Genomic DNA, 15493 nt, shown 5'->3' on the forward strand with positions numbered 1-15493 from the left:
TTTTATTGTGTGATTTTTTTATCCTTGTACCACTGTACCCAGTAGTTGAGCCAGTTTTTTAATAGTATCTTTCAATTGCATCATTTTAATAATAATCTGGTCTTGCATCTCAAACGATTCTGTCTCTCCCAATTCAACTTCTAATTTCTTTATTTCAGTCTCAACCCGACTTTTCTTTAGTCTTAGTATATTGGTATAGGCCATGTCGGCCAATTTATCTGCTTCAACCGGAACATAAATTTCATGTTTTTCCCAGTTTTCACTCAATACATAAGGCGACGAAAGCCAGTTAATGGTTTGCACCTGTATATCATTATCCTGATGGCTCGTAAAATATAATGTTTCAGGAATCTGCCCCTTTTGGTGAAAATCCCGACAGATATTGAGTATTTTTCCATAAGATGGAGTTTCAAACTCCATATCTTTTATCTCATTGAAAATATAATCCGTCAGCGTAAAGTCTATATTCTCAATTACATTCCTGTCTAAAACATTGCTTCCATAACAAACCAATAGCCGCACGCATTCTTCTTCATGGTACGACAAAATGGTTCTTTCTTTTTTGACCTCAACAGAGGGCTGATAGTCATAATCGGCAGGAATAAAAGCTTCTACCGGAATATCCACATCCACAACCGACGGCTGTATTCGTTGTTGTCTTTGTCTTTCTTTTTCAGAGTCGTGCGCTTTTTTCTGAAAAATTTTATTGCCTTCGGTAATCAGTATATGTTCATCAATACTCAATAAAGAAGCTACCTCTTTATAAAATACCGAGCGCTTGATAGAATCAGGAATTTTAGAAATCGTCTCAACCAGTTCTTTAATTAACTCGGCTCTACGGATCGGGTCATTACCTACATCTTTAAGTGAGATTTCGGTTTTGAAACGGATAAAATCTTTCTGGGTATTTTTGACATAATCTTTAAATGCCTGGCTTCCTACCTTTTGTACAAAGCTATCGGGGTCATCACCGTCCGGGAATACCACAGCTTTTACGTTCAGGCCTTCCTCCAGAATAATGTCAATCCCTCGCAAAGAGGCTTTGATACCTGCGGCATCGCCATCATATAACACCGTTACATTATCCGAAAATCGCCTGATTAGCTGAATCTGCTCTTTGGTAAGAGAAGTACCCGAAGAAGCCACCACATTCTCAATACCCGCCTGATTGAGTGAAACTACATCGGTATAACCCTCTACCAGATAACAGTTTTCTTCTTGACGGATAGGGTTTTTAGCCTGAGCAATACCATAAACGATAAAACTCTTATGGTAAACCGCAGTTTCGGGCGAATTAAGATATTTAGGAGAATTCGGGTCTTTCTTTAGAATCCTTGCCCCAAAAGCAATGGCTTTTCCAGCTACATTGTGAATCGGGAAAATCACCCGACCTCTGAAACGGTCTATTGGGTCTTTGCCTTCTCTGACAATCGTTAAGCCTGCTTTTTCAAGAATTTCTAAAGAAAAACCGTTTTTCAGTGCGTGCTTCGTAAAAGTATCCCATCCCTCAGGGCTATATCCTAAATCAAACTTGCGTATTGTATGATGATTAAAGCCACGTTCTTTAAAATAACTCTGCCCGATACTTTCGCCTTCTGGTGTTTTCCAGAGTTGATCCTGATAATATTTATTGGCAAAATCGAGGGCGATATATAAACTCTCTTTTTCGTTCTGGGTTTGCTGCTCTTCGCTTGTTACTTCTTTTTCGGCAACCTCAATTCCGTATTTTTTAGCCAGATGTTTCAGTGCTTCGGGGTAGCCTATGCCCTCAATATCCATCACAAAACGTACAGAATCTCCGGCTTTCCCACAACCAAAGCATTTATAAATTCCTTTCGACGGCGACACAGAGAACGAAGGTGTCTTTTCATTATGGAAAGGGCAACAGGCTATCATGTTTGCTCCCCTTTTTTTGAGAGCAACATAATCACCCACCACTTCTACAATATCGGCGGCCTGAATAATCTGTTGAACTGTGTCCTGATCGATGCGCATATAGCTAATTTAACCGAATAACATATAGGTTGATGTTTTTCGACTAATTTTGCTGCAAAATTAAGAAAACCTATGGAATTTTTCACCTTTATTAATATCGGTGGCACCATTGCCTTTGCTGCTTCAGGTACTTTGGCGGCTATGCGCAAGGATTTAGACATCTTCGGACTATTAGTCATAGCCTTTGTTACCTCAGTGGGAGGAGGCACTATCCGTGATATGCTGATAGGACATCTGCCTGTGAGATGGATTCTGGATTCTTCAATTATCTTATTAATAGCTGGTTCTGCGGCTGTTACTGTTATTTTCAGAAGTAAAATAGATCATCTGGATAAAGCTCTCACTTTCTTCGATTCGCTTGGGCTTGGCTTTTTTGCCTTGAGAGGAATCCAGGAAGGGATAGTTGTTGGATTGAATATTCCGTCATGTATCATCCTTGGAACTATTACGGCTTGCTTTGGCGGAGTGATAAGAGATATTTTGTTAAATGAGATTCCAGCACTTTTCCGGACGGGTCAGTTATACGCCACTGTTTGCATTATTGGAGGTAGTATATTTTTTGCGCTCCAAAAACTAAATATTTCTGCCGAATTGACTGATATTATCACTGTTTTGTCCATTTTTGGCATCCGTACACTTGCAATCAAGAAAAATATCCACTTGCCGAAAATTAATAAAATGTAAAAACTTGTTGGAAAATTTCTATTTATTTCCTTAGTTTGTTCTGTGAACCAAAACTACTACTGAAACGAGTCGCTTCCATATCGCTCCTGGTATTACTAATCTGTAATATACTTGGCTCTACATTTGTTTTAATAATGGACAAATGGCAAGAGCAACGTATGGTACAGCCTAATGTGTTTTACGAGGAAAAAGGTGAGGAACTAGTGATGAAAGTGCCAATGGCAATTCCTTACATGAACAGTTGGGACGAATCTGAGGCAGCAGATGGTTTGGTTATCTTCAAAGGTGATTTTTTTCGTACTACTCATCGCAAATTTGCCAACGATACGCTTTATACTTATTGTACGAAAGAAAACGCGAGTCGTGAAAATGTATTCAGCTTATTACAACAGGTAAAGAAACACGTAAGCGATGAGCCGACGAGCCCGGGTAAAAAAGCACTGAATTTCTTTAAGAATCTCACTAAAGATTATACTCAACTCAATACCCACACAATTTCATATTTTTGGGTTGAAGACCTCCCGTTAAAGATCTACACATACCAGGAATTCGTTCCTGCTTCAACAAAACTGGTTCACTCCCCCCCGCCTGATTTGGTTTAAAACAGATTTTTCTTTTCTACAATTTTTGTCATAGATGGGCAAAGTATATGCTTTGTCGTCAGTGATAAGAATACGTTCTGAAATCAACACACTTCTGGTGAATTGTATAGTTTTATTACCCAGCACATAGGTATTTGTCTATTATTGAATTAGATATGCCTGATGGCATACCTGTGTTTGGGAACTATAAGATTTGCCTTTGTAAAAGACTGTTTTATAACCAAAATACTATTATTTTAAAATGAAATTACTCTACAAGTTAATACTTGTGTTGGTAGGCGGTGTCTGCATAAATACCTATGCCCAAATGCCTCATGATGCTATCTATATGAATAAAAATTCTATTTGTATAGCTGCTACATATAGCCATAGCCAGTGGAATGAATATTGGGAGAATAACATGAAACGTGAAAATTTCAATATCGGTACCCATACTACCCAGAGCGTAATGCCTATGATTGCTTACGGAATCACCAAAAGATTGAACCTCCTTGCCGGATTGCCTTATGTAGCAACCAAAACCAGTGCAGGAAATCTGATGGGACAAAAAGGTGTTCAGGATTTATCTCTATGGGTAAAATACAATATGGTACAAACCGAAAGCGGATTATCTCTTCATGGGGTAGTTGGTGGTTCAACACCAGTGAGTAATTATGTAAAAGATTTCTTGCCGATGTCAATTGGTATAGGTGCTAAAACACTCACTACACGTTTAATAGCGCATTACAGACATGAATCAGGCTTTTATATTACAGCTCACGGAAGCTATATTTTCCGTAGTAATATCAAAGTTGACAGAGACGCTTACCAGGCCGATGACCGCGTTTATAATACCAATGAAGTAAGAATACCCAATGCAACTGATGTGGCTGCACGTACCGGGTATTATAAAAAAGGTATTCAGGCTGAGATCTTCGTTGATAAAAATACCTGTGTTGGCGGTGATTACATTCGTCGAAACGATATGCCCTTCCCAACAAACAATATGAAATCTACCGGAATAGGTTTTTATGGTAAATTCCAACCAAAAAACATTGGTTTCAATGTTATGATCAGAAGAGTCGTTGATGGTCAGAACATGGGCCAGTCTACTACATTCTCGGCAGGTTTCTTATATCAGATAAACTTCAGAACGAAGTCGGCAGAAGCTGCCAGATAATAAAAATTGTAGAAAAGATTAATCACAGAAAATATGCTTCCCCAAGCAATTCAATTTATTGAACAAGGGGCCGTAATATGAAAAAAATACATTTATCACTTATCCTTCTTGCTGCATTTAGCGTTTTTGTTTCATCTTGTAACAAAGAGTTGGAAGAGCCATTAAGAGAAGCTTATATCCCAACCAAACTGGATGAAAAAGGCGGCACCTGGAAAACTTATATTTTAGTCAGTTCAGACGAAGTTGCTGTAGCAGAGCCAAAAGCAGCAGGTTCTGCAGAATATCAGGCAGAAATTGCCAAATTGAAAACGACTATTGCTACTATTACCCCTGAAAACAAAAAAGCAGTAGCTTACTGGGGTGCTGGTGCCGTATATCGTTGGAACGAAATCGCTCGAGAGTTAGCAGCACGTTACAATCTTGCTCCTGCATCCAATGCAGAAGGTAAATATCCTGTACCGGATGCCGCTAATCCATTGGCTGATCCTAAATTCCCTTTTGCCAACCCTCCGTATACTTCTCGTGCTTTGGCTTATTTGAGTGTTGCTCAATATGATGCTTTAGTAGCTGCCTGGAATTATAAATATAAGTATAACCGCAAAGCCCCTTCAAAAACTGATGCCTCGGTTTCAGCTTTATTACCGGTTTCTGAATTACCTTCTTATCCGTCAGAAGATGCCGTTGTAGCGGCGGCTTCATATACAGTTTTAGTAGCCATGTTTCCGGGTGAAGTGCCTTTACTGGATGCTAAACTGGCAGAAGCAAAAAATGCCCGTATATGGGGTGGAATGAATGTAGATTCTGATATTTCGGCAGGTGATGCTTTAGGAAAAGCAGTAGCCGCTAAAGTAATGGGTAGAGCAAAAGCAGATGGTATGTCAGGTTCTAATAACCAGACCGTAAATGCAGCAGCGATCGCTAATGCGAAAGCCAATGGCTTAAAATCAGAGTGGTTGAGTCAGGAATTACCAGCGCGTCCGCCGATGTTACCAAACTACGGTACTGTAACACCTTGGAACTTCGACAAAGCTGCGATGATTGCTATGCGCCCAGGCCCACCACCAGCATTGGATAGTGATGAATTTAACAAGGCCCTCGATGAATTGAAAAAAATAGATAAAAACCAGACACGTGAACAAGCGCGTATTGCCAATTATTGGTCTGACGGAGCAGGAAGCTATACTCCTCCGGGACATTGGCATAGGGCAGCGGCTAATTTGTGTTTCCAGAACAAATATAGCGAGATTGCTACCGCACGTACACTGGCCTTGCTTGGAACGGCAGAAATGGATGCTGCTATTGCTTGTTGGGATGTTAAGAATTATTATTACTACCCTCGTCCGCAACAGTTTGGTGTAAAAACTTCGGTAGGTTTGCCTAACTTCCAGTCTTACACTTCTGGTCACTCGACTTTCTCGGGAGCAGCAGCGCACGTATTGAGTTCAATTTTCCCTTCTGAAGCGGATAAATTGAATGCTATGGCATTGGAAGCATCTAACTCAAGAATTTATGGGTTAATTCACTTCCGTTTTGATTGTACTGTAGGCTTAGACCATGGTAAAAAAATCGGTCAATATGCAGTTGCCCGTGGTAAAGCAGACGGCTCAGGTCTATAAGACCTGGGATTTTATCCAAAACCTATTTTTTATTTTTCTTTCAAACGTATTCCAATGAAAAAAATCATATATTTTTTCTCATTAGCTATGCTATTGGGTTCAGTAAACGTATATTCTCAGGGGTGTATCGCGGTTCGTCACATGGCGTCCGCTACAGGTAATCCAAACAGCCCGGCCTCGATGATGAAAGGCGGCCAGTTTCAGTTTACAGCTTCTTATCGTTATTTGCATTCATTCCGCCACTTTGTAGGCACTGAAGAGCAAAAAGAACGCATTGCAAACGGCACACAGGTAATCAATGTTTCACACGCTTTCGATTTCGGTTTAAGTTATGCCCTGAACCCTCGTTTGAGTTTTGCTTTGAATATTCCTTTTCTCGATAACGACCGTTCGTCTTTATATGAGCATTATGGTAATTCAATTGAAGCCAATCCTGAGCAGAAACGTTTTCATACTTACTCAAAAGGTGTAGGTGATATGCGCTTGTCAACCACTTACTGGTTGTTGAACCCAGCTACGCATCTGAAAGGAAATATAGCCTTAGGTGTGGGAGTAAAAGCGCCAACCGGTGATGCGAATGTGATAGGGGATTTCCATAAATTAGACAAAAACAAAAAAGAATATATTCAACGCAAAGCGCTTGACCAGTCAATGCAATTGGGCGATAGTGGTTGGGGATATAGTGTTGAACTACAAGGCTACCAGTCTTTATTCAAAAATGCTTCTGTCTATTTCAATGGTTTTTATATGTTCAGCCCAAAAGTGGTTAATAATGCAACAGGGTTTTCAGTACCTGACCAATTTGCAGGCCGTGCAGGTGTAAGCTATGCTATTGTTCCTAAAAAAGGAATCTCATTTGCCTTGGGTGGTAGAGTAGAAGGTTTACCAGCTATCGACAGAATCGGCAGCAGCGAAGGTAATCGTCGTCCGGGTTATATTGTTTCGGTTGAGCCAAGCTTGTTGCTTAATACACATCATCATTCTTTTGTATTTTCTGTACCTTATGCAGTTGTGCGTAACCGTATCAAATCATGGAGTGATATGCAAGACCCTACCGGAAAGAAACATGGTGATGCCGCGTTTGCTGATTATCTGATTTCAGCCACTTATGCTTACCGTTTCTGATTATGGCGCATATTAAATTGTTGAATGAAGAGCTCCCGGGTATCTCGGGTCTTCTCACCAATAATCCTCGAACAGCCGCACCCTTATTGAATTTGGCGGAAACCTTGTTGCGTGGCCCGTCTACGCTGACAAGTGGTGAACGGGAATTGATTGCTTCTTACGTTTCGCATCTGAATGATTGCCATTTCTGCCACACTTCTCACGGAGCAGCGGCGGCCGCACATTTAGCTTGTGATTTATCTATAATAGATGACATCAAACAGAATTTTGTCGAGACCGACATTTCACCTAAACTCAGAGCTTTGCTTAATATTGCTGCCAAAGTACAAAAAGGCGGCAAGCACGTGCTGGTAACAGACGTGGAAGCGGCACGGAATGAAGGAGCAACCGATGAAGAAATTCATGATTCGGTATTGATTGCGGCAGCATTCTGTATGTTTAATCGCTATGTTGATGGCTTAGGCACGTGGGCTCCTAAAGAAAATGAGGCCTATCGTGAAATGGGTGGAAAAATGGCCTTTTTAGGCTATAATCGTCCGCGCTAAGCACACAGATTACATCTGTTAGTTTTCCCTGTTTTTATTACACTATCACTCCCATTGGTCGAAACGGCCAATACTGGATTTCCATTGTCTAAAATTATGCCTCATATACCACTTCCTGACCATTTGCCCGGCATTACGGGCTTATTAGAGTTCAGCCAGGATACCGCAGCGCCTATCCGTGAATTAACACAGATTCTATTGAGAGGGGAGAGTTCGCTGACCCAGGGTGAAAGAGAGTTGATTGCCACGATAGTATCTCATAACAACGAGTGCAGATTCTGTACCTCAGCCCACACGGCCGCTGCTGATTTACTATTAGGCGAGACGAAAACCTGCGAAATGGTAAAGCATGATTTGGAAAATGCCCCTGTAAGTGATAAAATGAAAGCCCTTCTGACAATTGCTAAAATGGTACAAAAAAGTGGCAAAATTGTGACGCCGGAAGCAATAGCTAATGCCAAAGAGCAAGGAGCCACAGACATGGAAATTCATGATACTGTGCTGATTGCTGCACTTTTCTGTTTATACAACCGCTATGTTGATGGTCTGGCGAGTGTTACGCCAGCCGAACCTTCATTTTATGAGTATTTGGGTGAAAGAATCGTAAACCATGGGTATAATCGTTTACCTCAGGGCTACGACCACCTGAAGAAAAAAGATGAGAATTAAAACCATTCCCATCCTAATTTAACCTAAGAAGTTCTGATGAAAAATATTTGTACTTATATAGTATTTCTCTTATTTATTTCAGCAGGAGTTTTTGCTCAAAAAACTGTGATTAAGGGCAAAATCTCCGATGCTGAAAATCAAAGACCCTTAATTGGTGTGTCTGTTACCATCAAAGGAAAAGTAGCAGGGACCATTACCAATGCCGATGGTAATTTTGAATTAAGTACTACCGTTCCAACTACCCTGATTATCTCAATGGTAGGTTATGAGCGTCAGGAAATAGTAGTAAGCAATGAAAATCCTTTGAATATTGCCTTAACAGCAGGAGCCGCAGACCTTAATCAGGTAGTAGTTTCGGCTTCAAGAATTGAAGAAAATATCCTGCGCTCACCTGTAAGTATCGAGAAAATGGATGCAAGAACGATTCAGCAAAGTGGTTCTGCTAATTTCTACGATGCTTTGGTAAATATGAAAGGACTAGATATGGTAACCAGCAGTCTTACCTATAAGCAGGTGAATACCCGTGGATTTAATACAACTGGAAACAGCCGTTTTCTACAATTGGTAGATGGTGTAGATAATCAATCGGCAGGATTAGGGTTTACAATGGGTAATTTGTTTGGCCCGCATGATATTGATGTAGAAAGCGTAGAGTTGATTCCGGGAGCAGCTTCTGCACTCTATGGCCCTATTGCCTTCAATGGTATGTTACAGATCCGCACCAAAAATCCATTTGATTATCAGGGATTAAGTGCGCAGGCAAAACTGGGTGTAAACCACGTAAGCGATGGCACAGGTTTGGGCGCAAAACCAGTTTATGATTTAGCTCTACGTTATGCCAAAGCATTCAACAACCGTTTTGCAGTAAAAGTAAATGTAGCGTATCTGAAAGGAACTGACTGGTATGCCAATGATTATACAGACATTGACCCGAATACAGCTCCTGCTAGCCGTGGCCCGAACAACCCAGGTAAAAACTCTTTGAATATCTATGGCGATGAAGTGTCACAAACGATTGCAGGTATCGGCAATGTATCAAGAACAGGTTATGAAGAAAAAGATTTAGCACAATATGGCGTATATAGCCTTAAATTAAATGGCTCAGTACATTATCGCATTACTGATAATCTGGAAGCAAATTATCAGGCTAACTATAGCGAAGGTATTGCACAATATACAGGTAGTAGCCGCTTTGTGATTAATAACTTCCACATGATGCAACATCGTCTGGAATTGAAAGGAAGCAATTTCTATGTAAGAGCTTATTCTAATCAGGAAGATTCGCAGAATTCTTATAATAGCCGGTCATTAGGGCAGTTGATTAACCGGATCTGGGTGAAAGGTCTTGATGGGAATACTGTTCCGGCTGCACAAGCTGATGCTACCTGGTTCACACGTTATGCAGCGGCTTATAATGGTACAATTAATGGTGTAAGCGGACAAAACCATGCAGCAGCCCGTGCTTTTGCAGATCAGGGAAGAATATTGCCGGGTACTGCGGCATTCGATGCAGCTAAAGAACAATTGATTAAAACACAAGGCTTAAGTGGTGCAGGTATTTTCAGCCGTTGTGGTTTGAAACATATCGAAGGAATGTACGATTTCAGCAAACACCTGAATAATATATTGAATCTTCAAATAGGAGCCAATTACAGAAGATATTACCTTGATACGCAAGGAACACTATTTGATGACAAAGGTAAAAATCTGACAAATGATGAGTATGGTGCGTTTATCCAAGCTTCAAAATCGTTAATTAATAATAAACTGAAAATTACTTTATCAGGTCGCTATGATAAAAACGAAAACTTTGATGGTCGTTTTACACCAAGAGCCTCGGCAGTATTCTCGCCAAATGATAATAACCATTTCAGAGCCTCTTATCAAACAGGCTTCCGTAATCCGGTGATAGGCGACCAATACATTAAACTAAATGTTGGGCCAATCATTATCTTGGGTGGTGCTCCTGTAAACTCTGTGGGTATGGGTGCCTACGAAAATTCATTTACTGTAGCTTCGGTAGGAGCATTTGGTGGGGCTGCTGGTGCACAATTAGCACAGGGTGTTCCGCCGCAAACGGCTATTGCTAATCACAAAGACAAACTGGTGAAATCTAATGTGCCTTACATTCAACCTGAAAAAGTACAAAGCTTTGAGGTTGGATATAAAGGCATTTTCAACCAGAAAGTATTGTTTGATATTAACTACTATTATAGCCAGTACAAAGATTTTATCATCAATACAGTGGTTATTCGTCCTGATAGCCCTGTCCTTTTACCTGATGGTTCAATCAACCCGGCAGCGGCAGGCGATATACTTAGTGGCAAAAGACAGGCATTTCAGTTGTATACCAATGCAGCTGACAAAGTTTCGATCCAAGGCGTAAGTGCTGGCTTATCTTATTTATTGCCTAAAAACTACCGTTTGAGTACTAACATAACCTGGACTAGCTTCAATCTGCTAAATGCTGACCCAAGCAATATCCCGGCGTTTAATACACCAAAATGGAAAACTAACGTATCGTTTGGCAATCCGAAACTGATAGATAAATTTGGTTTCAACGTAACATGGCACTGGCAAAGTGCTTTCGACTGGTACGGAACATTTACGTCGAATTTCCCTGGCAGAATCAATGCTTATAGTTTATTAGATGCGCAAGTGAGCTATAAAGTTCCGGCTATCAAATCGATTATCAAGCTGGGGGCATCAAATCTGACTAACCAATACATTGTACAGGCTTATGGCTCTCCGGCTGTAGGTGGCTTATACTATGTAAGTCTGAATTTTGATGAGTTATTGCGATAAATCCATTCGAATAGGCACTAATTATGCTTATAGTTCATTTGTGCCTATTCTGATAATAAAGCTAAAGGCTTGAAAATTAGGACTTAGAGAAGTTAAGAAATAGTAATAATTGGGAGTTTAATTTTTTATCCAGTAAAAACATTCAGATTTTTGTGTAGCTAAACGCAATAATAAAAAAAGAGGTTTAGAGTTTATAAAACACAATAATTAAAGAGTATGAATACAAGTAATTCACTATTAATCAACCCTTTTTCTCCAAAACATACTTTTGAAGAGAAACTTTTCTTCTGGCTACGTTTTAGTGTATTAGGTTGTTTCGTAGGACATGGTTTCTGGGGTGTCGTTACCAAAAAAGGCTGGTTGCCATTTTTTAAAGTGTTCTTTATCGATGAGCCGACAGCCTATAGTTTCATGCCGTTGATTGGCGCAATGGATATTCTGATTGGTATTATCGTATTTATTTATCCAAACAGAGCCCTGTTACTCTGGGCAGCTTTCTGGACAGTATTTACGGCTATGTTACGCCCATCAGCAAGTATGGGAATGTCTGAATTCTTTGAGCGAGCAGGTAATTTCGGAGTGCCTATTCTTTTCTTACTGGTTTACGGTTTTCCGGCTACGGGTGAGAAATGGTTTTCAAGATTAAAACCTCTGGCATCTATATCCTTACAACAGGCTTATACAGTAGAGTGGGTTTCTCGTTTAAGTCTGTTCAGCTTATTGGCAGGGCATGGTGGTCTGGCTGTATTCATGAATCACCCGACTTTAATCAAAAATATGACGGGAGTGGGTTTGCCAATGACAGGTTTAAACTTGCAGATATTCGGCATATTAGAAATTGTCCTGGCCTTTCTGGTATTATTGAAACCACGTATTCCCGGATTATTGGTATTCATATGTTTATATAAACTGGGTTTTGAATTGCTGTTCCCGATTGTAGGAACGCCGAAAGATATTTTTGAAACAATCGAGCGCATGGGCGACTATGTATTGCCTATGATTCTTTTTGAATACTATCGATCTACATATTACACAAAAGCTAAACATCACGCAATGATGTCAAATACAAGATAAATCATTAACTAACCTGAACTATGACCCTAGGAGTAGAAAAAGTCTCTAAACAAGAAATACTTTCTTCCAATACCAGAGCGCTGGCATTTATTCTTTGCCTGCTTAGCTACGCCATTGGAGGGACTGTTTCTACATTAATGTCAGTTTATTTACCCGTAGCGATACCAGAATTACTGAAGGAAGAAGTATCAGAGGCTCGTTTAGGTGAAGTTGGTGCTTATATCAGTGCAGTATCTTTATATGGCTGGATGATTGGCGGGATTTTGTTTGGTGTAGTGAGTGATAGAATCGGTCGTAAAAAAGTATTAGTGCTCGTAACAGGTTTATATGGTATAGCTACTCTATTGACGGTTTTTGTGCCAGATTGGTACATGTTGATGGCCTATCGCTTTTTCTCTGGTATGGGTGTAGGAGGGGTGTTATTAGTAACAACGGTTTATATCTCTGAAATATGGATTGAGAAAACCCGACCGATCATCGTCGGCATTTTAGCAGTAGCTTTTCCGGTAGGAATTGTAGCCTCGGGCGGATTAAGTAAACTTTTTTCAGACTGGCGCCAGGCTTTCTGGATAGGGCTGATACCCGTTGTAGTGGCGATTTTAATAGGGCTGCTATTGCCGGAATCACCTAAATGGAAGAGCCTCAAAAATGCAGAAAAAACTAAATCAGGTGATTTATTCAATGAAGAATATCGTCCGAATCTGATAAAAGGATCATTTATCTTCGGAGCAGTACTGATTGGTCTTTGGGCGATATTTTCGTGGTTACCCACCTGGATACAGACTTTATTACCTGCCGGAGAATCAGGACAAAAAGAAAGAAGTATCACTATGATGCTATTAGGTATCGGAGGGATATTGGGAGGTATTTTATCAGGCTTCCTGATTCGTGCCATTGGCAATCGTAAAACACTGATGTTGACATTCATTAGTGTGATAGGTGCCTGCTGTTTGTTGTTTTTAACCAACAAAACTTTCAGCCCGGTTATTTATGCTGAAACCGCTTTATTGACCTTATGTTTTGGCATTAGTCAGGGCTCATTATCAAGCTATATACCTGAGTTGTTCCCGACCATTATAAGAGCAACAGCCACAGGATTCTGTTTTAACGTGGGTAGATTCTTTACAGCAACCGCCGTATTTTTTGTAGGAACACTCGTGACCTTTTTTGGTGGTTTTGGTAATGCATTACTGGCGTTTTCAGCCACTTTTATTGTGGCTTTAGCCATTGCCTATTTCAGCAAAGATAAAGAATCAAACTTAATTAATGGTTAATTTAAGAAGCTTATGGCGTATATTCAATTACCCGAAGGTGCAGTAGGAATGCGAGGTCTGATGGCTTTTCGCTCACATCTCGCTCCACACTTAGGGGCATTTACCGAAGGGATTCTATGCATTGATGAAGGGTTGACCAAAGCCGAGCGTGAGATTATAGGCACATTGGTTTCAAAGCTGAATGATTGCCATTTATGTGAGGGCGTGCATGGAGCAGTAGCAGCTTGTTATCTGGATGATAACGAAGCTTTGATAGAACAGATTAAAGAAGATTATGAAAACGCACCGATTTCGGATAAGCTAAAGGCACTTTTATCCATTGCAGCCAGTGTACAAAAAGGCGGCAAGCACGTGAAAGAAAGCCAGATAAACAGAGCAAAAGAACTAGGTGCCACCGATATTGAGATACACGATACGGTGATTATAGCAGCTACTTTCTGCTTTTTCAATCGCTATCTGGATGGAATGGGAATAGCACCGATAGAAGACCCTGAAATATTCCGCCAGAGAGGAAGAATGATTGCAGAAGGATTGGGCTACGGAGCCAAGAAATAAAACAAGCATTAAGATTTAAAGAAACAAGATAATGGCATATATCAAACTACCAGAAGAAGAATCACTACCGGGTATCAGAGGATTAATGGCATTTCGCCCTGATACGGCTCGTCCGTTGAATGCTTTGGCAGAAATTCTATTGAGAGACCCGAATAATAGTCTTTCGCCGGGTGAGCGTGAAGCCATTGCCACCTATGTTTCTTATCTGAATGATTGCCTGTTTTGCCAGAGTGTACATGGCTCAGCAGCCCAATGTTATCTGGAAGATGATGGCACTCTGATAGCACAAATCAAGAAAAACCCTGAAGAAGCACTAATCTCGGATAAGTTAAAGGCGCTGTTAGCTATTGCCGCCAGTGTACAGAAAGGCGGAAAGAATGTGACAACCGCGCAAATAGAAGCCGCAAGAAATGCAGGTGCAAGTGACAAAGAGATTCATGATGCGGTACTGATTGCCGCAGCCTTTTGTATGTTTAATCGTTATGTAGATGGTTTAGGTACCTGGGCACCGACTGACCCGCAAGCGTATGCGGCCAGAGGTATTCGTATTAAAGAAGATGGTTATGCCAATTTTGATGCTATGAAAAGCATCGGTAAATAAAAATATTGAATCTTAGTTTTGATTTAATCATAGGTTGACAATTATACTCTGCGCACCGATTGGTGTGCAGAGTTTCTAACACATGATTAAAAGATTTTTCCCAAAACAACGCTTTGCTAAAAAATTATTTCTGTTTTGTTTTTAGTTAAAAATTTTCAGACTCTGCATATCTCATAGATGTGCAGAGTTTCTTTAAAAAAGAGAAAGATTTTTATTAGATTTGATAAATATTTACTAACTGCCTTGAAGAAAATAGCATCTATCGTTCTACTATTGCTGCTGCTCTACAATATGTTTGGGCTCACGATAGCTATGCTGTTTTTTGATGATAATTACAGTACGAGTTCGAATGTGATTATTGATGATAAATGGAAGATTATAAAAATACCAACTACTGCAAAAAATGCCCATTATAATGGAGGCGATAAAGAAGGCTTAATACGCAGTGGGAATGATTTTTATAATATCATGCATGAATATCAGGAGAATGACACGCTTTATGTGATTTTGAAATCAAACCAGAATGCCAAAGAGAGTTATACCGAATTGGCCTCGCTTATTCTGGGAATGAATAATACAAGTGCAGATACTCCGCAAAGTCCATTAGGCAAGATCATTAAACTGTTTGGAGATTTACAGAAGATATATGTATCAGACGCTTTACAGTTGAGCTTAACCGAGCCGATTGCCGAATCATATTACCTCTCTTTTTATACAGAACCACACGCATCGAATTATCAGGTTATACACCTGTTACATTCACCTCCGCCTGAATTAACCTAGTTTTAT

At 40.2% G+C, this 15493-nt stretch carries 14 protein-coding genes; 13 read left to right on the forward strand and 1 reads right to left on the reverse strand.

Annotation, left to right across the window (positions count from 1 at the left end):
- Nucleotides 1–18 precede the first annotated feature (18 nt).
- Nucleotides 19–1995: a DNA primase gene (gene dnaG, locus ACYVFA_RS11660; protein WP_460471997.1), complete on the reverse strand. Its 1977-nt coding sequence runs from the start codon at nucleotides 1993–1995 to the stop codon at nucleotides 19–21.
- A gap of 72 nt (nucleotides 1996–2067) precedes the next feature.
- Between dnaG and ACYVFA_RS11665 the strand changes: the two genes are divergently transcribed.
- From ACYVFA_RS11665 to ACYVFA_RS11725, 13 genes are all read left to right on the forward strand, one after another.
- Entirely contained in the window at nucleotides 2068–2679 is a 612-nt protein-coding gene (locus tag ACYVFA_RS11665; protein WP_460471998.1) for a trimeric intracellular cation channel family protein, read from the forward strand.
- A gap of 134 nt (nucleotides 2680–2813) precedes the next feature.
- On the forward strand, nucleotides 2814–3281 hold the full coding sequence (locus ACYVFA_RS11670; protein ID WP_460471999.1) for a hypothetical protein: 468 nt from the start codon (nucleotides 2814–2816) through the stop codon (nucleotides 3279–3281).
- Nucleotides 3282–3522: 241 nt separating this feature from the next.
- The gene (locus tag ACYVFA_RS11675; RefSeq protein WP_460472000.1) at nucleotides 3523–4440 is read left to right on the forward strand and encodes a hypothetical protein; all 918 of its coding nucleotides are present in this window, start codon (nucleotides 3523–3525) and stop codon (nucleotides 4438–4440) included.
- Between the two features lie 77 nt (nucleotides 4441–4517).
- Nucleotides 4518–6056, forward strand: a complete 1539-nt coding sequence (locus ACYVFA_RS11680) for a vanadium-dependent haloperoxidase (RefSeq protein WP_460472001.1) — start codon at nucleotides 4518–4520, stop codon at nucleotides 6054–6056.
- Between the two features lie 54 nt (nucleotides 6057–6110).
- Nucleotides 6111–7181 carry a hypothetical protein gene (locus ACYVFA_RS11685; protein WP_460472002.1) on the forward strand — a complete coding sequence of 357 codons (1071 nt, stop codon included), beginning with the start codon at nucleotides 6111–6113 and terminating at the stop codon, nucleotides 7179–7181.
- A 2-nt stretch (nucleotides 7182–7183) separates the two neighbouring features.
- Entirely contained in the window at nucleotides 7184–7726 is a 543-nt protein-coding gene (locus tag ACYVFA_RS11690) for a carboxymuconolactone decarboxylase family protein (protein WP_460472003.1), read from the forward strand.
- A 96-nt stretch (nucleotides 7727–7822) separates the two neighbouring features.
- Complete coding sequence (locus ACYVFA_RS11695) at nucleotides 7823–8395, forward strand: carboxymuconolactone decarboxylase family protein (RefSeq protein WP_460472004.1); 573 nt, start codon at nucleotides 7823–7825, stop codon at nucleotides 8393–8395.
- A gap of 36 nt (nucleotides 8396–8431) precedes the next feature.
- Entirely contained in the window at nucleotides 8432–11200 is a 2769-nt protein-coding gene (locus ACYVFA_RS11700) for a TonB-dependent receptor (protein WP_460472005.1), read from the forward strand.
- Between the two features lie 216 nt (nucleotides 11201–11416).
- Nucleotides 11417–12274: a hypothetical protein gene (locus ACYVFA_RS11705; protein WP_460472006.1), complete on the forward strand. Its 858-nt coding sequence runs from the start codon at nucleotides 11417–11419 to the stop codon at nucleotides 12272–12274.
- A gap of 20 nt (nucleotides 12275–12294) precedes the next feature.
- Nucleotides 12295–13548, forward strand: a complete 1254-nt coding sequence (locus tag ACYVFA_RS11710) for an MFS transporter (protein WP_460472007.1) — start codon at nucleotides 12295–12297, stop codon at nucleotides 13546–13548.
- Between the two features lie 12 nt (nucleotides 13549–13560).
- Entirely contained in the window at nucleotides 13561–14103 is a 543-nt protein-coding gene (locus ACYVFA_RS11715; RefSeq protein WP_460472008.1) for a carboxymuconolactone decarboxylase family protein, read from the forward strand.
- Between the two features lie 31 nt (nucleotides 14104–14134).
- Nucleotides 14135–14704 (forward strand): carboxymuconolactone decarboxylase family protein, encoded by a 570-nt coding sequence (locus tag ACYVFA_RS11720; protein ID WP_460472009.1) that lies wholly within the window; start codon nucleotides 14135–14137, stop codon nucleotides 14702–14704.
- Between the two features lie 243 nt (nucleotides 14705–14947).
- Complete coding sequence (locus ACYVFA_RS11725) at nucleotides 14948–15487, forward strand: hypothetical protein (protein WP_460472010.1); 540 nt, start codon at nucleotides 14948–14950, stop codon at nucleotides 15485–15487.
- Nucleotides 15488–15493: the final 6 nt, after the last annotated feature.

It is taken from the genome of Emticicia fontis, from assembly GCF_054779675.1.

Excerpts from the sequence above, each read along its gene's own strand:
- ACYVFA_RS11670 (WP_460471999.1), top strand. The coding sequence starts at position 2,814 with ATGGACAAATGGCAAGAGCAACGTATGGTACAGCCTAATGTGTTTTAC.
- ACYVFA_RS11710 (WP_460472007.1), top strand. The coding sequence starts at position 12,295 with ATGACCCTAGGAGTAGAAAAAGTCTCTAAACAAGAAATACTTTCTTCC.
- ACYVFA_RS11695 (WP_460472004.1), top strand. The coding sequence starts at position 7,823 with ATGCCTCATATACCACTTCCTGACCATTTGCCCGGCATTACGGGCTTA.
- ACYVFA_RS11700 (WP_460472005.1), top strand. The coding sequence starts at position 8,432 with ATGAAAAATATTTGTACTTATATAGTATTTCTCTTATTTATTTCAGCA.
- ACYVFA_RS11680 (WP_460472001.1), top strand. The coding sequence starts at position 4,518 with ATGAAAAAAATACATTTATCACTTATCCTTCTTGCTGCATTTAGCGTT.
- dnaG (WP_460471997.1), bottom strand. The coding sequence starts at position 1,995 with ATGCGCATCGATCAGGACACAGTTCAACAGATTATTCAGGCCGCCGAT.
- ACYVFA_RS11720 (WP_460472009.1), top strand. The coding sequence starts at position 14,135 with ATGGCATATATCAAACTACCAGAAGAAGAATCACTACCGGGTATCAGA.
- ACYVFA_RS11715 (WP_460472008.1), top strand. The coding sequence starts at position 13,561 with ATGGCGTATATTCAATTACCCGAAGGTGCAGTAGGAATGCGAGGTCTG.
- ACYVFA_RS11705 (WP_460472006.1), top strand. The coding sequence starts at position 11,417 with ATGAATACAAGTAATTCACTATTAATCAACCCTTTTTCTCCAAAACAT.
- ACYVFA_RS11690 (WP_460472003.1), top strand. The coding sequence starts at position 7,184 with ATGGCGCATATTAAATTGTTGAATGAAGAGCTCCCGGGTATCTCGGGT.
- ACYVFA_RS11665 (WP_460471998.1), top strand. The coding sequence starts at position 2,068 with ATGGAATTTTTCACCTTTATTAATATCGGTGGCACCATTGCCTTTGCT.
- ACYVFA_RS11675 (WP_460472000.1), top strand. The coding sequence starts at position 3,523 with ATGAAATTACTCTACAAGTTAATACTTGTGTTGGTAGGCGGTGTCTGC.
- ACYVFA_RS11685 (WP_460472002.1), top strand. The coding sequence starts at position 6,111 with ATGAAAAAAATCATATATTTTTTCTCATTAGCTATGCTATTGGGTTCA.